Raw genomic sequence first — 19,361 nt, 5'->3', positions numbered from 1 at the left:
TGCGGCTTGATTTCGTCTTCGGCCAAAGCGGGGTGGTCCTGGTTGGGAGGGGGGCGCCCGGGGGCGCTCCCGACAAGGGGTGGGGCCCCCTGTGCCTCCGATCATGCGAATGCCCGGAAGGGGTGCTTCCCGGGCGTGCTGAAACTAGCTGATTCTGCCCTTTCCGGCCAGATCGGACGGTTCAGAAGGGGATGTCGTCATCCATGTCGGCCTTCTTCCCCGAATCCCAGCCGCCGGAGCGGGGGGCGCCGCCGCGCGCGGGGGCCGAGCTGCGCTCGCCATAGGAGGAGGACCGGCCGCCGCCGCCGCCATATTCGCGCTCCTCGCCCGAATCGCCGCCGCCCGAGGACCGGCCGCCGACCAGCGCGAGCTCGCCCCGGAACTGGCGCAGCACGATCTCGGTCGTGTAGCGCTCCTGCCCCGACTGGTCCTGCCACTTGCGGGTCTCGAGCTGGCCTTCGACGTAGACCTCGCTGCCCTTCTTCAGGTAGCGCTCGGCGATCTCGCCCAGCTTCTCGTTGAAGATCGCCACGGAGTGCCACTCGGTGCGCTCCTGCTGGTTGCCCTCGCGGTCCTTGAAGCGCTCGGAGGTCGCCAGGCGCAGGTTCACGACCTTCCCGCCATTCTGGAAGTTCCGAACCTCCGGGTCCTTGCCGAGGCGCCCGAGGATGATCACTTTATTCACTCCGGCCATGGGCCGCGCCTCCTTCAAATCGGCCGCGGAACCTACCCGCTCACCGGCGGGCGGGCCAGCCCCGCGTCTTTTGCGCCTTGCACCAACCTATATATGGTGCCAGGAACGTATTGTGAACATCAGCCCCCCGGAGTCCGTTTCACATGCCGCGTGATGTTGCCGATCCTGTCGTGAAAGGGGATCTCATCCGCATCCGAGGTGCCCGGCAGCACAATCTGAAATCCCTCGACCTCGACCTGCCGCGCGGCAAGCTTGTGGTGCTGACGGGGCTTTCGGGCTCCGGCAAGTCGTCGCTCGCCTTCGACACCATCTATGCCGAGGGCCAGCGCCGCTACGTGGAAAGCCTCAGCGCCTATGCCCGGCAGTTCCTGCAGCTCATGCAGAAGCCAGACGTGGACAGCATCGAGGGCCTCTCCCCGGCCATCTCCATCGAGCAGAAGACCACCAGCCACAACCCGCGCTCGACCGTCGGCACGGTCACCGAGATCCACGACTACATGCGCCTGCTCTGGGCGCGGGTCGGCGTCCCCTACTCGCCCGCGACGGGCCTGCCGATCGAGGCGCAGACGGTCAGCCAGATGGTGGACCGGGTCATGGCCATGCCCGAGGGCACGCGGCTGCTGATCCTGGCCCCCGTGATCCGCGGCAAGAAGGGCGAGTACCGCAAGGAGCTCGCCGAATACCAGCGCCGCGGCTTCGAGCGCGTGAAGATCAACGGCACGCTGATGCAGATCGCGGACGCGCCCAAGCTCGACAAGAAGCTGAAGCACGACATCGAGGTGGTGGTGGACCGCGTGGTGGTGCGCGAGGGCCTGGCCCAGCGCCTGGCGGACAGCTTCGAGACCGCGCTCGGCCTCGCGGACGGCATCGCCTATGCCGAGAACGCCGACAATGCCGAGCGCACGGTGTTTTCCCAGAAGTTCGCCTGCCCCGTCTCGGGCTTCTCCATCGAGGAGATCGAGCCCCGGCTGTTCAGCTTCAACTCGCCCCAGGGCGCCTGCCCCACCTGCGACGGTCTGGGCACCGAGAGCTTCTTCGACCCGGCCCTGGTGATCCCGAACCCGGATCTCAGCCTGAAGGAGGGCGCCATCGTCCCCTGGGCCGGGAATGCCAGCACGCCCTATTACGACCAGACCCTGGCCTCGCTGGCCGCGCATCTGAAGATCAGCCTCACCAAGCCCTGGGACGACCTGCCGGAGGAAGCGCGCGACGCCATCCTCCATGGCACGGGCAAGGAGCCGGTGACGCTGAAATACAAGGACGGCCTCCGCGCCTACGAGGTGCAGAAGCCCTTCGAGGGCGTGATCGCCAACCTCGAGCGCCGCTTCCGCGAGAGCGACAATCCCTGGGTGCGCGAGGACATGGCGCGCTACCAGGCCGACAAGCCCTGCCACGCCTGCAACGGCTTCCGCCTCAAGCCCCAGGCGCTGGCCGTGAAGGTCGCGGGTTGCCACATCGGCGAGGCCTCCGCCCTGTCCATCCGCCGCGCGCGCGAATGGTTCGCCGGCGTCATGCCCACGCTCACGCCGCAGCGGCAGGAGATCGCGCGCCGCATCCTGCGCGAGATCGAGGACCGGCTGCAGTTCCTGGTGGATGTCGGGCTGGACTACCTCTCGCTGGCGCGTTCCTCCGCCACCCTCTCGGGCGGCGAGAGCCAGCGCATCCGCCTCGCCTCGCAGATCGGCAGCGGGCTGACCGGCGTGCTCTACGTGCTGGACGAACCCTCCATCGGCCTGCACCAGCGCGACAACGAGCGCCTGCTCGGCACGCTGCGGCGCCTGCGGGACCTCGGCAATTCCGTGATCGTCGTCGAGCATGACGAGGATGCGATCCGCACGGCCGACTGGCTGGTGGATATCGGCCCCGGGGCGGGCGCCGCGGGCGGTACCGTCGTCTCCCAGGGCACGCCCGAGGAGGTCGCGGCGGACCCCAACAGCCTGACCGGCGCCTACCTGTCGGGCCGGCGCGAGATCCCGATGCCGGCGGCCCGCCGCGCCTTCGACAGGAAGCGCCTGCTGCGCGTCGTGGGCGCCACGGGGAACAACCTGAAGGACGTGACGGCGGAATTCCCGCTGGGCACCTTCACCGCCGTGGCGGGCGTCTCGGGCGGCGGCAAGTCCACGCTGGTGATCGAGACGCTGTACAACGGGCTCAGCCGCAAGCTGATGGGCGCCTCCGTCGTGCCCGCACCGCACCAGCGCATCGAGGGGATGGAGCTGATCGACAAGGTCATCGACATCGACCAGTCGCCCATCGGCCGCACGCCGCGCTCCAACCCCGCCACCTATACCGGCCTCTTCGCGCCGATCCGCGACTGGTTCGCGGAGCTGCCGGACAGCCGCTCGCGCGGGTACAAGCCGGGCCGCTTCAGCTTCAACGTGAAGGGCGGCCGCTGCGAGGCCTGCCAGGGCGACGGCGTCATCAAGATCGAGATGCACTTCCTGCCGGACGTCTACGTCACCTGCGACACCTGCAAGGGCAAGCGCTACAACCGCGAGACGCTGGAGGTGAAGTTCCGCGGCAAGTCCATCGCCGACGTGCTGGACATGACGGTGACCGAGGGGCGCGAGTTCTTCTCCGCCGTGCCCTCCATCCACGAGAAGCTGAAGATGCTGGAGGAGGTGGGGCTCGGCTACATCCATCTCGGCCAGCAGGCGACCACGCTCTCGGGCGGCGAGGCCCAGCGCATCAAGCTGGCGAAGGAGCTGTCGCGCCGCGCGACCGGCCGCACGCTCTACATCCTGGACGAGCCCACCACGGGCCTGCATTTCGAGGATGTCCGCAAGCTGCTGGAGGTGCTGCACACGCTGGTCGAGCAGGGCAACACGGTCCTGGTGATCGAACACAATCTCGAGGTCATCAAGACCGCCGACTACGTGCTCGACCTCGGCCCCGAGGGCGGCGAGGGAGGCGGGCGGATCGTGGCCGCCGGCACGCCGGAGGAGATCGTGGAGAATCCGGCGAGCCACACGGGACGTTTCCTGAAGCCCATCCTGGAGCGACACGCCAAGGTCGCGGTGAAGAAGGGCAAGCGGAAGTAGTCTCTTTTTCCGCTGAATTGACGCCGCGTCCGCGCCGCGCGGGTTCCATGTTGAACCCATGCGAAAAGGGAGCCGTGATCTCTCCGCCAGGGCCGACGTTCACCGAGCCGGCACCTGCAAGAGGAGAATCATCATGCGTCATCGTCATGCTGCGGCCCTCGCGGCCGCGCTTCTCGTTTCCGCCGCCGCGCCGATGGCCGTCGCGGCGCCCAGCCCGGCCTTCCAGCAGGCCATCCTGGCCGAGCTCTCGCCCGCGACGCGGGCCGAGGTGGAGCGGCGCGCCACGGGCGGCAATTCCGTCTACGAGGTTCTGGCCGTGATTCTTCTCAACAACCTCCAGCTCGCCAATACCCCCAACGCGACGGTTCTCGCCGTGGATTTCGGGCGTGAGACGGCGGTGGTGAAGACCGGCGAACAGTATCGCGTCGTGCGCTTCGATTCGCAGACGCTGACGGTCCGGAACTGATCCCGGCCTGAAGGCGGGGCTAGGGCGCGGCGCGCACCGTCGCGTCGCCTCCCCGGCCCTGGATCGTATCCCGCGCCACGCGCAGCGCCGCGCGCTCGGCATCGGTCAGTTCGATCCATTGCAGCTTCTCGTCCAGCGGGAAGACATCTCCGCCGCCCACGGGCGACACCGCCAGCACGATGCCGCCGGCCGGGTCCATCACGAAGGGCTCGCCCTTGCTGCCCAGGTTCCACTTGCTGACCTTGCCGCCCCCGACCGGCGTGACGTTCCAGACGCGCTGCGCCATCTGCACTCGCGCCGGCACCGGCTCCAGCTGCACGCGCGAGAGGCGGGCCAGCGCGCGCTTCTGCCGCCCCGCCAGGATGGGCAGCATCAGGCACCCCAGCGCCAGCGCGGCCGACACGGCGAGCATGCCCCCCAGCGTCATCACGCGGTTCCAGAAGCGGTCGAGGCCGAGATCGGTCGTCGCGAGCTCCGGCCGCGCCGGATCGCCCATCGCCATGGCGTCACGGTTGCCGAAGCTCGGCTCGACGAAGAGGTAGTGGACGGTGCGCCGGACGGGCGCTCCGCGATCCTGCGGCACCGAGAGCGTCACCTCGCAATCGTTGAGCAGCAGGAGGCGCACCTTGCACCGCCCGGACTGGATCCGCGTCTTGGGCATGGGCTGCGCGGTGGCCCGGATCTCGTGGTCCGAGATCAGGCCCGGGATGGCCTCGAACGACATCGCGGCGAAGGCGCCGCCGAAGAGCAGCGCGCCGAGGATGCCGACGATCCAGGCGCGCCAGGTCTCGATGGGTGCGGTCAGCCGCAGGGGGCGGCGCGGAAAGGCTTGGGCGATCGGGTCCGGCATGTCAGGCCGAAGCCTGAACATGCCACAGCAATTAAATCAAGCCGTTACCAGCGGCGCCCGTACCCGCCATGGTGGCGATAGGCCGGGTGGTAGCTGGCATAGCGGGGGCCCGACCATCCATGGCCGTAGCCATGGCCGTAATAGGCGGGATAGGGCGCGCAGGCCGGCAGCGAGGCGACCAGCAGGAGCGCGGCGACAGCACCAAGGGCTTTGAACATCTGAGCCTCCACGGCGGCCATTTCCTGGGATCCGCCATGAAGGGAGGAAAGCGCGCCGGCATGTCCGGCGAAGGGCGGGATCAAGGCGATGCGGTGTCGTCGAGCCGCAATCGCGCCACCATGATCTCCTGGTCCTCCAGGCTGCGGTGCAGTTCGAAGCCCATGTGCTGGATGAACGCGAGCATGGGCTGGTTGTCCGCCAGCACCTGGCCCACCAGCTCGGTGATGCCGTCCTCGCGCGCCCAGGCGATGGCGCGCTCCATGAGGAAGCGCGCGAGGCCGGTGCCGCGTGCCGCCGGCGTCACCACCACGGCGAATTCCGCCGTCCCGCCCGATCCCTCGCGCATGATGCGCGCCGTGCCGTGGCTCTCGCCCTCGCGCACCGCGACGAAGGCCATCTCGCGCTCGTAGTCGATCTGCGTGAGGCGCGCGAGCATGGCAGGCGGCAGTTCCCGCATCGTGGAGAAGAAGCGGAAGCGCACATCCTCTGGCGGCAAGGTCTTGAAGAGCGCGCCCTGGGCGGCGGCATCCTCGGGCCGGATGGGCCGCACCTCGAAGACCTGTCCGTCGGGCGCGGTGAAGGTCTCGATCAGCTCCGCCGGATAGGCGGGGATGGCGAAGAGCGTGGCCTCCCCCGCCCTTCGCAGGCTCAGCGTCGCATCGGCCGCCAGGACGCCGCCGGCATCGGCGAAGAGAGGGTTGACGGTGAGGCTCGCGACCTCGGGGAAGTCGACCAGCAGCTGGCTCACCCGCACCAGCGCGTCGGCGATGGCGCCCTGGTTCACGGGCGGGCGGTCGCGGAAGCCGGCGAGCAGCGCCGAGAGCCGCGTGCGGCCGATCAGCCCATGGGCCAGCGGCAGGTTGAGCGGCGGCAGCTCGAAGGCCTCGTCGAGCGCGAGGTCGGCCGCGGTGCCCCCCTGGCCGAAGCCGATCCAGGGGCCGAACATGGCGTCGTCATCCACGCGCAGCCGCAGCTCCATCATGCCGCGCGGCGCCTGGCGCTGGATGAGGAAGCCGTGCAGCGGCACGCCCGGCGCGCGGCGCGCCACCTCCTCCAGCATGGCCTCGGCCGCCGCCGTGACCGCCTGACCGTCGCGCAGGTTGAGCAGCACGCCGCCCACCTCGCTCTTGTGCTGCAGCGGCGCGCGGATCTTGAGCGCCACCGGGAAGCCCATTCCCACCGCCGCGCCCGCCGCATGGGCCGGGGTCCGGGCGTGGAAGACGGGCAGCGTGGGGAGGCCATAGGCGGCGAGGACCGAGAGCGCCTCGTCCTCCAGCAGCCCCAGCCGCCCCTCGGCACGGACATGCGCGAAGATGCCGCGCACCGCCGCGCGGTCCGGCTCGAAGCTCAGCACGTCCGAGCCGGGGAGCTCGGCCGCCGTCAGGCGCAGGCGGCGCAGCGCGGCCAGTTGGGCGGCGCCGCGCGCCACGGCCTCGGGCGTCGCGAAGACCGGCAGCCCGGCCTCCGCCAGCTCGGCCCGCTGCTCGTGCGCGCTGGCCTCGCCGGTCCAGCCCAGCAGGATGGGCGCGCCCCGATTGCCCCGCGCCGCGGCGGCGAAGCTCTCGACCGGCGCGGCCGCCTGCTCGGGCGCGTGCAGCGCCATGACCACGTCCACCTCGCGCGCGCCGGCCAGCGCCTTCGCGGCCTCCGCGAGCCGCGCGCCGGCCTGGGCACTGAGCGAGAGCGGGTTGCGCGCCTCCATCCCCTCGGGCAGCAGCGGCAGCAGCGCGGCGCGCGTCGCCTCCTCCAGCGCCACGGGGTCGAGGCCCAGGCGCACCGCGGCATCGGCCGCGAGCCGCGCCATGCCGATGCCATTGGCCACGATCGCGACCCGGTTGCCTGCGCCCAGGCCGATGCGCGGCCTGAGGCGGGCCAGCGTCTCGGCCGCCGCCAGCCAGTCCTCCAGCCCATCCGCGCTCAGCACGCCCGCGCGCCGCAGCGCCGCGTCCATGACGGCCGACTGGATGCCGGAGGGGTCGGCGCTCCGCCCGCCCGGCCGCAGCGCCAGCACCGGCCGCGTGCGGGCCGTCGCGCGCGCCGCCGAGATGAAGAGCCGTCGCTGCTTGATCTTCCGCAGCTCCAGCAGCACGCAGGCCGTTCCGCTGTCCCGCGCCAGCCAGTCGAGCCCCACCGCGAAGCCGATATCCTCGTTGGAGCCGATGCCGATGATGTGGCTGAAGCCCAGCCCCTCGCCCGCCGCCCAGTCGATGGCCGCGCGCGCGATGGCCGAGGATTGCGCCATGAGCGCGAGCCGTCCCTTCGGCACATGCAGGTGCGCGAGCGTGGCGTTGAGGCCAAGCGCCGGGATCGCGAGGCCGAAGCTGCGCTCGCCCAGCGCGCGCACGCCCGCCGCCTCGGCCTTGGCGGCCAGGCCGGGCGCGGCGGTGGGGACGATGACGGCCTGGCACCCCATGGCGCCGATCTCCCGCAGCGCCTCCGCCTGAGCATCGGGCGCGACGCAGAGCACGGCGAGGTCCGGCGCGCCGGCCGGCGCCTCGAAGCCGTCCAGCCCCTCGGCCATCAGGCGGCCCTGGAAGCGTCCGTCGAGGAGATTGCGCACCAGGATGGCCGATTCGGGCAGGGCCGGGTCGGCGCGCAGCAGCACCGAGCGCGGCTGGAACAGCGCGGTGTCGCGGAAGCCCGCGCCGGGGCGGCCTTTGAAGAGCATCGGCATGGGCGCGCTTATACCCCGTCTTGCGCAATTCGCCCCGACGCGCTGCCTTGTCGGCGCAGCATGGGCGGAGGCGCGCGATGGTAGACCGGCGGATGGATCCCGAGATGGCGGCGTTCAGCGCCATGGTGGCGGCGCGCGGCGCCGGCAATCCGCCCATCGTCTTCCCCAACCCGCCCCGCAGCGCCCCCTTCGACGAGCAGCGCCGCCTGAACGACGAGCCGCAGCTGCCCCAGGCCGAGGGCGGCCCCGTGATGGCCGAGAGCCGCGACCTGCTGCTGCCCATCCGCGGCCGCCGCATGCAGCTGCGCTTCCACCGGCCTTCCCACGATCCGAACCTGCCGGTGATGATCTATATCCACGGCGGCGGCTGGGTCTGGGGCAGCGTGGACACGCATGACCGGCTGATGCGCACCTACGCCGCCGCCGCCAATTGCGTGGTCATCGGCCCCGACTATTCGCTGAGCCCGGAAGCCATCTTCCCCACCGCGCTGGAGGAATGCGCGGCGGTCCTGCGCCATGTCGCCACGCGCGGGCAGGAGCTGGGGCTGGACCCCTCGCGCATCGTCCTGGGCGGCGACAGCGCGGGGGCGAACCTCGCCTCGGGCGTGGCGCTGCTCAATGCCGAGCAGGCCGCGCCCGTGAAGCTCGCCGGGCTGCTGCTGAACTACGGCGTCTTCGACCATGTGCTGGATACCGCCAGCTACCGCGAGTTCGGCGAGGGCTACGGGCTGACGCTCACCAAGATGCGCTTCTACTGGGACGCCTACTGCCCGGATGCGGTGGCGCGCATGTCGCCCTTCGCCTCGCCGATCCGGGGCGAGCTGTCGAGCCTCCCGCCCACGCTGCTGCACATCGCCGAGCTCGACGTGCTGGCCTCCGAGAACCTGGCCTTCGCCGAGAAGCTGCGGAACGCGGGCGTGAGCCTGGAGATGCAGACCTTCCCCGGCACGGTGCACGGCTTCCTGCGCGCCGTCGGCCATGTCGGCGCGGCGGACCGCGCGGCCGAGGCCGCCGGCACCTGGTTGCGCGGGCGCTTCGCAAGCTGATTGCGCGAGGGGGCGCGCATGCCCAATGATCCGCGGCGGCAACAAACCGCCGAGGAAACGACCCATGCGCACCCCCCTCATCGCCGCCGGCTTCGCGGCCGCCTTCACGGCCGGGCTGCTCGCCAGCCACCTCATCCCGCACGCGGACGCGCAGCAGGGGCCGGCGCCGCTGACGCCGCAGATCGTGAACCTCTTCACCATGACGGACGAGCAGATCGGCAACCTGGTCCCGAACACGGACCTGCGCAGCCGCACGCTGGTCGCCACGCCGGACGGCACGGTCGCGGTGCAGAGCGGCAACGTCTTCCGCCATTTCCATTCCAACACGGACGAGATCCAGCTGATCCTGCAGGGCGAGGGCAGCTTCTGGCTCGGCGGGCAGGAGCACCAGATCAAGCCGGGCGATCTGATCGTCATCCCGCGCGGCACGCCGCATGCGGGTTCCCGCGCCACGACGGGCCGCTTCCGGGCGCTCGCGATCAAGCTGCCGCCGCAGCTGGCGGGCGACACGCACGCGGCGCCGAACTGAGTCTTCTTGCACCCTCGAGCGCCGCGCAATGGTGCGGCGCCTGAACAGGCGTCTGGGCGCGCTCGCGCATCCGCGCTCCCGGCCCGAGGCCAGGCCTCGGGCCATCAATTCATCTCGCAGGTCGCCGCGGTGGGATGGCCCCGGACGGTGAGGGTGGCGCTCTGCCCGGCCGGGGCATTGGCCTGGCAAAGGATCCGCCACTCGCCCTGGCCGACATAGACCACCCGCACGCTCACCGGCGCCAGGCGGCCGGTAACCTGGTAGCTCGTGGAGCGGTGGGCGACGACATCGTCGCTCCATCGGGTCCAGGGCGTATTCATGCCGCGCTGGAACTGCGCGCGGATCGGCCCGGCGATCTCGCTGGTGACCGTGATCGTGGGTCCGTTGCCCGTGGACTGCGCGTGGCTGGGAGAAGCGACGACTGAGAGGCCCAGCACCGCGATGGCGAGGTTCCGCATGACGCGCCCTCCATCCCTTTTGCGGGACTATACCGCACGCGATGTCCGGAAGGGATCGGTAGTTTCGATAGGCTAGTAGACCCGGTCGAAATGCAGCAGCGGATAGAGGCAGAAGCCCGCCGCCAGCAGGCCCAGCACGCGCCAGGGCCACCGCCTCGCGCGGAACGCCGCGAGGAGGCCGCCGGCCGCGGCCAGCACCGCCACGGGCCAGTAGACCACGAAGGCCATGACGTAGATGTCGAACAGCGTCAGCGAATGCATCAGGCCAGCTGGAACCTCTCGAAGCGGTGCAGCGCCTCCTCGATCCGGCGCTTCATCCCGGCCCGCTTCGCGATCCAGCTCCATTGCTGGATGAGCAGCTTGCGGGCCTGCCTGTCGGTCTTGAGGTCGAGAGCCGCCACCACCTCGTCGCCCGCCACCACGGGCAGCGCGAAATAGCCCATCACGCGCTTGGCGGCGGGCACATAGGCCTCGAAGCGGTGGACGTAGCCGAAGAACATCTCCAGCCGCTTGCGCTGGATCACCAGCGGATCGAAGGGCGACAGGATGTGGATGCGCGGCTCGCTCCCGGCCGCCGTCTCCAGCGCCTCCGGCGTGGTCCAGTGCGCCGCGCGGCCGAACTCCACCGGAACCAGCCGCTTGCGGCGCACGGCCGCCTCGATGGCCGCCGCCACCGCCGGCTTGAAGGAGAGGTTGCCGTAGCAGATGGAATCGAGGCTCGCCACGCCCTGCGAGGTGAGCGCGCGGCGCAGCATGTACTCCGCGACCTGCGCCTCGCTCGCCGGGCGCGGGCGCCGCTCCCAGCCGAAATGCCGCGCCGTCAGCTCATAGGTCTTCAGCATCCCCTCGCGGCGCGAGATGGTGAGGTCGCCCGCGTAGAACCCCGCCTGCAGCACGCGCTTCGACGGCTTGCGGCTGGCCCAGAGATGCGTCTTCTCGATCGGCTCCTCGTCGTCGATGTCGCGGATGGTCAGCGGCCCGTCGCGGCGGATGCGGCGCAGGAGGGCGGCGTAGTCGGCCGGGTCCACGCCGGGCGGCAGGCCCCGCCTGGCCATGGCCGGCATGAAGATGCGGAACTCCTCGCTCGGCACATAGGCCAGCGCGTGGGTCCAGTATTCGAAGACCGATTTCGCCTCCGACTGCGCCTGCCCCAGATCCGCGCGGCGATACTCGGGAATGCGCGTGTGCAGGATGTGGTGGTGGCTGCGCTCGATGACGTGGATCGTGTCGATCTGCACGTAGCCGAGATGCGAGACCGCCTGGCGCACCGCCTCCGGCCCCTCCCCGAACGGCGCCTCGGTGTCGAGGCGCTGGGCGCGCATCCAGATGGCGCGGGCCTGGGCGGGCGTCAGGGTATGCATCGCGCGCAGAGTGGAGCCTGTTTCCTGCCGGGTCCAGGCGCGCTCAGAAGCCGAAATGGCTGAGGCCGGGATGATCGTCCGGCCGGCGGCCGAGTGGCCAGCGGAAGCGGCGCTCCGCCTCGGCGATCGGGTGCTCGTTGATGGAGGCGAGGCGCCGGCGCATCAGCCCGTCGGCGTCGAACTCCCAGTTCTCGTTGCCATAGGCGCGGAACCAGCTGCCGCTGTCGTCGTGGAACTCATAGGCGAAGCGGACGGCGATGCGGTCGCCGCCGAAGGCCCAGAGCTCCTTGATGAGGCGGTAGTCCAGCTCCCGGTTCCACTTGCGGGTGAGGAAGGCGACGATCTCCCCGCGCCCGCGGATGAACTCGGCCCGGTTCCGCCAGACGCTGTCCTCCGTATAGGCCAGCGCGACCTTCGCCGGGTCCCGCCCGTTCCAGCCATCCTCGGCCGCGCGGACCTTTTGCATGGCGCTGGCCTCGTCGAAGGGCGGGAATGGCGGGCGGGACATCGCGGGCTCCTGGCTGGCCCGGAAGGATGTAGGCGCGGCTAGCCCAGCGTCACCCCCGCATGGCGCACCACCTCGCCCCAGAGGCGCGAATCCCGGGCGATGAGCGTCGCGAAGGCATCCGGGCTGCCGGGCATCGGGTCCGCCCCCTGTTCGCGCAGCCGGGCCGCGACCTCGGGTTCGGCCAGCGCGCGGCCGATGCTGGCATGGAGCTGCGAGACGATGGGCGCGGGCGTGCCCGCCGGGGCCAGCACGCCGAACCAGGAGGTGACCTCGTAGCCCGGGATGGCCCGGCCGATGGGCGCCACGCCCGGCAGCTGCGCGATGGGCTGCGCGCCCGCCACCCCCAGCGCCTTCAGCGCGCCGGACTGGATCTGCGGCAGCACGGTCGGCGCGTGGTCGATCATCATCAGCACGCGGCCGGCCACGAGGTCCGTCATGGCCGGCGCGCTGCCGCGATAGGGGATGTGCGTCAGCTCCACCCCCGCCCGCGCGCGGAACAATTCGGAAGCGAGATGGGTGATCGAGCCCTGGCCCGAGGAGGCGAAGGTGATCCGCCCCGGCTCGGCCTTCGCCTTCGCCACGAGGCCCGCGACATCGTCCACGCCCAGCGAGGGATGGACCGCCAGCACCATGGGCACCGACGCCACCGCGCTCACCGCCGCGAAATCCCGTCCCGCATCGTAGGACAGGCGCGGGTAGAGATGGGGCGTGATGGATTGCGTGGCCGTGGTGCCCAGCAGCAGCGTGTAGCCATCCGGCGCAGCCTTCGCGACCGCCTCCGCGCCGATCGTGCCGCCCGCGCCCGTACGGTTCTCGGCCACCACCGACTGGCCGTATTCGGCCTGCAGGGCCTGGGCGACGGCGCGGGCCAGGATGTCGGTGGCGCCGCCGGCGGCGAAGGGCACCACGATCCGCACCGGCCGCTGCGGCCATGACTGGGCCAGGGCGCGCCTCGTCAGAACGGGCGGGGCCAGGGCAAGCGCCGCCCCGGCGCCGAGAAAGGCGCGTCTTTCCATGACCATTCCTCCATCTTTCTTCGTGCGGAAGCTATGGCGAGGAATGACCCCCGTCCATCCCGCGGAGACCGGTGGTTCATTTTTTGCCAAGCCGGGCGGTCCTGATAAGGTATTCGCATCCCCGCCGGAGACCGCCGTGCCCCTCACGCCCCGCGCCCGATGATCTCGCTCGTCCGCATCGCGCTCACGCGGCCCTATACCTTCGTCGTGCTGGCGGTGATGATCGTCATCGGCGGCGGCCTCGCCGCCTTCCGCACGCCGGCGGATATCTTCCCCAACATTCCCGTCCCCGTCGTCGCCGTGGCGTGGAGCTTCAGCGGCCTTTCCGCGGAGGAGATGTCGGGCCGCATCCTCACACCCTACCAGCGCTCGCTGACCACCACCGTCAATGACATCGAGCATATCGAGGCGAATGCGCTGCCCGGCCTCGGCATCGTGAAGGTCTTCTTCCAGCCGACGGCGGATGTGCGGCTCGCGAACGCGCAGATCACCGCCATCTCCCAGACGCTGCTGCGCCAGCTGCCGCCGGGCACCACGCCCCCGCTGATCCTGAACTACAATGCCTCCACCGTGCCCATCGTGCAGCTCGCGCTCTCCGGCCAGGGGATGACCGAGCAGCAGCTCTTCGACCTCGGCGTGAACTTCATCCGCCCGCGCCTCGTCACCGTGCCGGGCGCGGCCATGCCCTTCCCCTTCGGCGGCCGCACGCGCCAGATCCAGATCGACATCGACCCGCAGGCGCTGCAGTCCAAGGGGCTCTCGGCCACCGATGTCGGCAACGCCATCGCCGCCCAGACGCAGATCACGCCCGCCGGTTTCGTGAAGATCGGCGAGTACCAGTACGCGCTGACGCTGAACAACGCGCCCGGGACGGTGGCGGAGCTCGCGGCGCTGCCCATCCGCACGGTGAACGGCGCCACCGTCACCATCGGCGATGTGGCGGGTGTGCGCGACGGCTCGGCCCCGCAGCAGAACGTGGTGCATGTGGACGGCCAGCGCTCGGTGCTGCTGACCGTGCTGAAGAACGGCGCGGCCTCCACCATCAGCATCGTGAACGGCGTCCTGGCCCTGCTGCCCGAGCTCCGGCCCAGCCTGCCCGAGAACCTCACCATCACACCGCTCAACAACCAGTCCCTCTTCGTGAAGGCGGCGATCGAGGGCGTGGTCTTCGAGGGGGCGCTGGCGGCGGCGCTGACCTCGCTGATGATCCTGCTCTTCCTGGGCTCCTGGCGTTCCACCATCATCATCGCCATCTCGATCCCGCTCGCGGTGCTGGCGGCGGTCTTCATGCTGGCGGCCTTCGGGCAGACGCTGAACGTCATGACGCTGGGCGGGCTGGCGCTGGCCGTAGGCATCCTGGTGGACGACGCCACCGTCACCATCGAGAACATCAACTGGCACCTGGAGCACGGCAAGGACGTCCGCACCTCCATCCTCGACGGCGCGCAGCAGATCGTGGTGCCCGCCTTCGTCTCGCTGCTGTGCATCTGCATCGTCTTCGTGCCGATGTTCTTCCTGCCCGGCGTCTCGGGCTACCTCTTCGTGCCCATGGCGCTCTCGGTCATCTTCGCCATGACCGCTTCCTTCATCCTGTCGCGCACGCTGGTGCCGACCATGGCCCTGTACCTGCTGAAGCCGCATGCGGGGCATCACGCGGCCCCCCGCCACCTCGCGGGCCGCCTGCAGCAGGGCTTCGAGCGCTGGTTCGAGGGCGTGCGCCAGTCCTACGGCCGGCTGCTGCGCCTCGCCATCGCGCGGCGCGGCGCGACGGCCGTGATCTTCCTCGTCTTCTCCTTCGGCAGCCTCGCGCTGGTACCAGTGCTGGGGCGGAACTTCTTCCCGGACGTGGACAGCGGCTCCATCGCGCTGCACGCCCGCGCGCCCGCCGGCACGCGGCTGGAGGAGACCTCGGCGATCTTCGACCGCATCCAGCAGGAGATCCGCCGCATCATCCCGCCCGAGGAGATCAACACGATCGTCGACAATATCGGCGTCTCCCAGAGCGGCATCAACATGACCTACGCCTCCTCCGGGACCGTGGGGCCGATGGACGGCGACATCCTCATCAGCCTGCGCCAGGGCCATGCGCCCACGGCCGACTACATCCGGCGCCTGCGGCTGGAGCTGCCGCGCCTCTTTCCCACCGTCACCTTCTCCTTCCTCCCTGCGGATATCACCAGCCAGATCCTGAACTTCGGCGCGCCCTCGCCCATCGACGTGCAGGTGACGGGCCCCAACCTCGCCGAGAACCAGGAGCACGCGCAGCGCATCCTGCGCGCCATCCGCGGCATCGACGGCCTCGTGGACGCGCGCATCCAGCAGCCGGCCAGCACGCCCTCGCTGCGCTTCGTCGCCGACCGCACGCGCATCAACGCGCTGGGGCTGGACGAGCGCGACGTGACGCAGGGCGTCGCGGGCGCCATCGCGGGCTCGGTGCAGACGGCGCCGGTCTACTGGCTGAACACGGCCAATGGCGCGACCTACCAGGTGGTGGCGCAGACGCCCGAATACCTGGCCGACAGCTTCCAGGAGCTGGAAGCCCTGCCCATCAACGGCGCCCGCGCGGCGGAGCCGCAGATGCTGGGCGCGCTTGGCACGCTGGAGCGCGGGCAGTCGCTCGCCGTCGTCTCGCAATACGGCATCCAGCCGCTGGTCAGCGTCTATGCCGCGACGCAGGGCCGCGACCTCGGCGCCGTCGCCGCCGCCGTCCAGCGCGAGGTGGACCGGCTGAACGCCGAGAAGCCGCCCGCCGTGCGCGTCACGCTGCGCGGCCAGTACCAGACGATGAACACGGCCTTCGCGGGCATGGGCTTCGGCCTGCTGGGCGCGGTGGTGATGATCTACCTGCTCATCGTCGTGAACTTCCAGTCCTGGTCCGATCCCTTCGTGATCGTGGCAGCCCTTCCCTCCGCCCTGGCGGGCATCGCCTGGATGCTCTTCGTCACCGGCACGCCGCTCTCGGTGCCGGCGCTGACGGGCGCCATCATGTGCATGGGCGTCGCCACCGCGAATTCCATCCTCGTCATCAGCTTCGCGCGCGAGCGGCTGGAGGCGACTGGCGATGCGGTCCTCGCCGGCATCGAGGCCGGGCTCACGCGCTTCCGCCCCGTGCTCATGACCGCGCTCGCCATGATCATCGGCATGGCGCCCATGGCCTTCGGCCATGGCGAGGGCGGCGAGCAGAACGCGCCGCTCGGCCGCGCCGTCATCGGCGGGCTGCTCTTCGCGACCTGCGCCTCGCTGGTCTTCGTCCCTTCCGTCTTCGCCATGATCCATGGGCGCCGCCGCCTCGCCCATGGCGCCCGCCCCGAAGGTATCGCCCATGCCTGAAGCGCCGCTCCCCGAACCCGCCACCCGCGTGGCCAGCGGAAGGCGGGTGAGCCTTTTCCTCGTGCTCTTCCTGGCGGTCCTGGGCGGCGTGCTGTGGCTGACCTTCGACCACCGCTCCCAGGCCGAGGAGAAGCTGCGCGAGTTCACCGCAGCCTCCGCCGTGCCGAGCGTCGCCGTCATCCGCCCCGGCGAGGTCGCGGCCCGGCCCCTTACCCTGCCCGGCCGCCTCACCGCCTGGTCCGAGGCGCCGGTCTATGCGCGCACCGCCGGCTTCGTGAGCCGCCGCCTGGTCGATATCGGCGACCGCGTGCAGGGCGGCCAGCTCCTGGCCGAGATCGAGGTGCCGGAGGTGGAGCAGCAGCTCGCCGCCGCGACGGCCGCGCTGGCCACCGCCCGCGCCCAGCGCGACCTCTCGGCCCGCACGGCCCAGCGCTGGAGCGAGCTGTCGACGCGCAACGTCGTCTCCCAGCAGGCGACGGACGAGCGCCGGGGCGACCTCGCGGTCCGCATGGCCCAGCACAACCAGGCCGAGGCCGAGGTGAACCGGCTGCGCGCGCTGATCGGCTTCGCGCAGGTGCTCGCCCCGTTCAGCGGCACCGTCACCAGCCGCGGCACGGATGTCGGCGCGCTGATCGGGGCCGGCGCCACCACCTCGCCCCCGCTCTTCACCATTTCAGACACCACTCGGCTGCGCCTCTATGTCCGCGTGCCGCAGGCCTATGTGGCGGCGATCGGCCAGGGGCTCACCGCAAGCTTCTCGGTCCCCGAGCATCCGGGCCGGACCTTCGCGGCCGAGCTGACGCGCACGGCCGATGCGCTGGACGTGCAGTCGGGCTCCATGCTCGTGCAGCTGACGGTGCCGAACGAGGCGGATCTGCTGAAGCCCGGCGGCTATGCCCAGGTCCAGCTGAACCTGCCGCCGGCGGCGACCGCCGGGCAGCTGCGCGTGCCGGCGAGCGCGCTGATCTTCCGCAGCAGCGGCACCTCCATCGCGGTGGTGGACGCGCAGAACAAGGTCTCGATCAAGCGCGTGCAGATCGCGCGCGACCTCGGCGCCGAGCTCGACATCCTGGGCGGCGTCGAGCGGACGGACTGGGTGATCAACAGCCCGTCGGATTCGATCCGCGATGGGGACGAGGTCCGGCCGAACAGGCCCGCGAGCTAGCGTCTGATCCGCGGAGGCGAGGCGCCGGAGCGGCGAAGCAGCCGCCCGGCAGCTACTGCGCCTGAATTCCGGCGGCCCGGAAGATCGCGGGCCAGCGGCGCGTCTCGGCGGCGATGTAGCTCGCGGCCTCGGCGGGCGAGTTGCCCACCAGGCGTTCCACGCCAAGCTCCGCGAGGCGCGAGCGCAGCCCCTCCTCCGCCATCACGGCACGCAGTTCCGCATGCAGCCGCGCCAGGATGGGCGCGGGCGTGCCGGCCGGGGCCAGGATGGTCTGCCACACGCTGAACGCCGCGTCGGGATAGGCCTCGGTCACGCTCGGCACATCCGGCAGCGCGGCCGCGCGCTGCGGCGTGGAGACGGCGAGCGCCCTCACCTTGCCCTCCCGCACCAGGGGCAGCGCGCCCGCGCTGGCGTCGTAGAGCATGTCGAGCGTGCCGGCCACGAGATCCAGATAAGCCGGCCCGGCGCCGCGATAGGGCACGTCCGTCATCTGCAGCCCCGCCGCCTGCAGCAGCAGAAGCGAGACGAGCTGCAGGGTGCCGCCGCCGCCCGTGGTGCCGTAGCTGTAGCGGTTGGGCGCGGCCCGCACGGCGGCCACGAAATCCGCCAGGCTCCGCCAGGGGCGCCCCGAGGGGACGATCAGCAGCATCGGGCTTTCCGCCACGATGCTGACCGGCACGAGATCCTTCTCCGGATCGTAGTCGAGCTGCGCGTAGAGCAGCTTGTTCACCGCGTGCCCGTTATTGGTGAAGAGCAGCGTGTAGCCATCGGGCGCCGAGCGCGCGACGGCGCCCGCGCCGATATTGCCGCCCGCCCCCGTGCGGTTCTCCACCACCACGCGCTGCGGCAGGCGGGTCGAGAGACGGTCCGCGATCAGGCGGCAGATCACGTCCGTGGCGCCGCCGGGCGCATAGGGCAGCACCATGCGGATGGGCCGGGCGGGCCAGGCTTCCTGGGCCAGCGCGGGCGGGGCGAGGAGGGAGGCGGCCAGCGCCGCGCGTCGCGTGAGGCTCATGCTCAATCCACCGTCAGGTTCTGTTCGCGGGCGAGTTGCGTCCAGCCGGTGAGCTCGCGGTCGATGCGGTTCGCCAGCCGCTCCGGATCCTCGTAGCGCGCGAAGGCGCCGGCCTGGATGGCGCGCTGGCGGATCGCCTCCTGCTGCAGGATGGACTGGCATTCCTGCGTCAGCCGGCTCACCACCGCGGGCGGCGTGCCGGCCGTGCCCATCAGGGAGAACCAGGCCTCGGCGGAGAAATCCGCGAGCCCGGCCTCCGCCACCGTCGGCACCTCGGGCATGGCGGGGTGCCGCTCGCTGGAGGCCATGGCCAGCGCCTTGAGCTTGCCGTCGCGCACGAAGGGCAGCGCGGGCGGGGGCGTCGTCATGTAGAACTGGATGCGGCCCGCGAGCACGTCGTTCATCGTCTCGCCCGTGCCGCGATAGGGCACGTGCACCATGTCGATGCCCGTGCGCTTCTTCAGCAGCTCCGTCCCCAGATGCTGCATGGAGCCGTTGCCCGAGCTCGCATAGTTCAGCCGCCCCGGGCGCTGGCGCGCGTATTCGATGAACTCCGCCATGGTGTTCGAGGGGATGCTGGGATGGATCATCATCACCTGCGGCGCCTCGATGAGCAGCGCGATCGGCGCCAGATCGCGGCGGGGGTCGTAGCCGATATTGGGCTCGATCGCCGGGCGGCCGGTGAGGTTGGCGCAATAGGCCAGCAGCAGCGTGTGGCCATCCGGCCGCGCGCGGACCACGGGCATGACGGCGACGGTGCCGTTGCCGCCGGGCCGGTTCTCCACGACGACGGGGACCCCCAGCCGCTCCGACAAGGGCGTCGCGATCAGCCGCGCCGTGTAGTCCGTCGTGCCGCCCGCGGGCCCGCTGACGATGAGCTGGATGGGCCGCGCCGGATAGCTCTGCGCGCGCGCCACGGCCGGGGCCGCGAGCAGCGCCGCAACCAGGGGCCGCCGCCGGATCTGGATGGTCATTTTCGTTGTTTCCTC

Annotated in this window: 17 protein-coding genes; 6 read left to right on the top strand and 11 right to left on the bottom strand. The window is 71.0% G+C overall.

Going from position 1 to position 19,361, the window contains the following annotated elements:
• Positions 1-181 precede the first annotated feature (181 nt).
• Positions 182-694, bottom strand: coding sequence for a single-stranded DNA-binding protein (gene ssb / locus WJM96_RS20490; RefSeq protein ID WP_424814414.1), 513 nt, complete (start codon positions 692-694; stop codon positions 182-184).
• Positions 695-837: 143 nt separating this feature from the next.
• Here ssb and uvrA point away from each other — a divergent pair, with 143 nt between their 5' ends.
• On the top strand, positions 838-3,735 hold the full coding sequence (gene uvrA, locus WJM96_RS20485) for an excinuclease ABC subunit UvrA (RefSeq protein ID WP_424814413.1): 2,898 nt from the start codon (positions 838-840) through the stop codon (positions 3,733-3,735).
• Positions 3,736-3,868: 133 nt separating this feature from the next.
• Positions 3,869-4,201 carry a hypothetical protein gene (locus WJM96_RS20480; protein ID WP_424814412.1) on the top strand — a complete coding sequence of 111 codons (333 nt, stop codon included), beginning with the start codon at positions 3,869-3,871 and terminating at the stop codon, positions 4,199-4,201.
• A gap of 19 nt (positions 4,202-4,220) precedes the next feature.
• Here the strand turns inward: WJM96_RS20480 and WJM96_RS20475 are convergent, their stop codons facing one another.
• The 3 genes from WJM96_RS20475 to WJM96_RS20465 form a co-directional block, all read right to left on the bottom strand.
• On the bottom strand, positions 4,221-5,051 hold the full coding sequence (locus WJM96_RS20475; RefSeq protein WP_424814411.1) for a hypothetical protein: 831 nt from the start codon (positions 5,049-5,051) through the stop codon (positions 4,221-4,223).
• A 44-nt stretch (positions 5,052-5,095) separates the two neighbouring features.
• On the bottom strand, positions 5,096-5,269 hold the full coding sequence (locus WJM96_RS20470) for a hypothetical protein (protein WP_424814410.1): 174 nt from the start codon (positions 5,267-5,269) through the stop codon (positions 5,096-5,098).
• Between the two features lie 80 nt (positions 5,270-5,349).
• Positions 5,350-7,938: a GNAT family N-acetyltransferase gene (locus tag WJM96_RS20465; RefSeq protein WP_424814409.1), complete on the bottom strand. Its 2,589-nt coding sequence runs from the start codon at positions 7,936-7,938 to the stop codon at positions 5,350-5,352.
• An 83-nt stretch (positions 7,939-8,021) separates the two neighbouring features.
• Between WJM96_RS20465 and WJM96_RS20460 the strand changes: the two genes are divergently transcribed.
• Together WJM96_RS20460 and WJM96_RS20455 are read left to right on the top strand one after the other, a co-directional pair.
• Complete coding sequence (locus WJM96_RS20460; RefSeq protein ID WP_424814408.1) at positions 8,022-8,990, top strand: alpha/beta hydrolase; 969 nt, start codon at positions 8,022-8,024, stop codon at positions 8,988-8,990.
• Positions 8,991-9,054: 64 nt separating this feature from the next.
• The gene (locus WJM96_RS20455) at positions 9,055-9,519 is read left to right on the top strand and encodes a cupin domain-containing protein (protein ID WP_424814407.1); all 465 of its coding nucleotides are present in this window, start codon (positions 9,055-9,057) and stop codon (positions 9,517-9,519) included.
• A 104-nt stretch (positions 9,520-9,623) separates the two neighbouring features.
• On the opposite strand, the gene WJM96_RS20450 is transcribed toward WJM96_RS20455, so the two are convergent.
• The 5 genes from WJM96_RS20450 to WJM96_RS20430 form a co-directional block, all read right to left on the bottom strand.
• On the bottom strand, positions 9,624-9,977 hold the full coding sequence (locus tag WJM96_RS20450; protein WP_424814406.1) for a hypothetical protein: 354 nt from the start codon (positions 9,975-9,977) through the stop codon (positions 9,624-9,626).
• 72 nt (positions 9,978-10,049) lie between these two features.
• Positions 10,050-10,238: a hypothetical protein gene (locus tag WJM96_RS20445; RefSeq protein ID WP_424814405.1), complete on the bottom strand. Its 189-nt coding sequence runs from the start codon at positions 10,236-10,238 to the stop codon at positions 10,050-10,052.
• The gene (locus WJM96_RS20440; protein WP_424814404.1) at positions 10,238-11,338 is read right to left on the bottom strand and encodes a winged helix-turn-helix domain-containing protein; all 1,101 of its coding nucleotides are present in this window, start codon (positions 11,336-11,338) and stop codon (positions 10,238-10,240) included. The genes WJM96_RS20445 and WJM96_RS20440 overlap by 1 nt, the downstream gene beginning before the upstream one ends.
• Positions 11,339-11,381: 43 nt before the next feature.
• Entirely contained in the window at positions 11,382-11,846 is a 465-nt protein-coding gene (locus tag WJM96_RS20435) for a DUF1348 family protein (RefSeq protein ID WP_424814403.1), read from the bottom strand.
• A gap of 38 nt (positions 11,847-11,884) precedes the next feature.
• Positions 11,885-12,862 carry a tripartite tricarboxylate transporter substrate binding protein gene (locus tag WJM96_RS20430; RefSeq protein WP_424814402.1) on the bottom strand — a complete coding sequence of 326 codons (978 nt, stop codon included), beginning with the start codon at positions 12,860-12,862 and terminating at the stop codon, positions 11,885-11,887.
• A gap of 159 nt (positions 12,863-13,021) precedes the next feature.
• On the opposite strand from WJM96_RS20430, the gene WJM96_RS20425 reads away from it, so the two are divergent.
• Together WJM96_RS20425 and WJM96_RS20420 are read left to right on the top strand one after the other, a co-directional pair.
• A complete protein-coding gene (locus WJM96_RS20425) occupies positions 13,022-16,192 on the top strand; it encodes an efflux RND transporter permease subunit (RefSeq protein WP_424814401.1) in 3,171 nt (1,056 codons plus the stop codon).
• Positions 16,185-17,357, top strand: a complete 1,173-nt coding sequence (locus tag WJM96_RS20420; RefSeq protein WP_424814400.1) for an efflux RND transporter periplasmic adaptor subunit — start codon at positions 16,185-16,187, stop codon at positions 17,355-17,357. The genes WJM96_RS20425 and WJM96_RS20420 overlap by 8 nt, the downstream gene beginning before the upstream one ends.
• A gap of 52 nt (positions 17,358-17,409) precedes the next feature.
• Here the strand turns inward: WJM96_RS20420 and WJM96_RS20415 are convergent, their stop codons facing one another.
• Positions 17,410-18,372: a Bug family tripartite tricarboxylate transporter substrate binding protein gene (locus tag WJM96_RS20415; RefSeq protein ID WP_424814399.1), complete on the bottom strand. Its 963-nt coding sequence runs from the start codon at positions 18,370-18,372 to the stop codon at positions 17,410-17,412.
• A 2-nt stretch (positions 18,373-18,374) separates the two neighbouring features.
• Complete coding sequence (locus tag WJM96_RS20410; protein WP_424814398.1) at positions 18,375-19,346, bottom strand: Bug family tripartite tricarboxylate transporter substrate binding protein; 972 nt, start codon at positions 19,344-19,346, stop codon at positions 18,375-18,377.
• Positions 19,347-19,361: the final 15 nt, after the last annotated feature.

The organism is Roseococcus sp. YIM B11640, from assembly GCF_049727625.1.
Lineage (GTDB): Bacteria > Pseudomonadota > Alphaproteobacteria > Acetobacterales > Acetobacteraceae > Roseococcus.
Note: the sequence above shows the minus strand (reverse complement) of the source record. Positions and strands in the feature narration are given on the sequence as shown.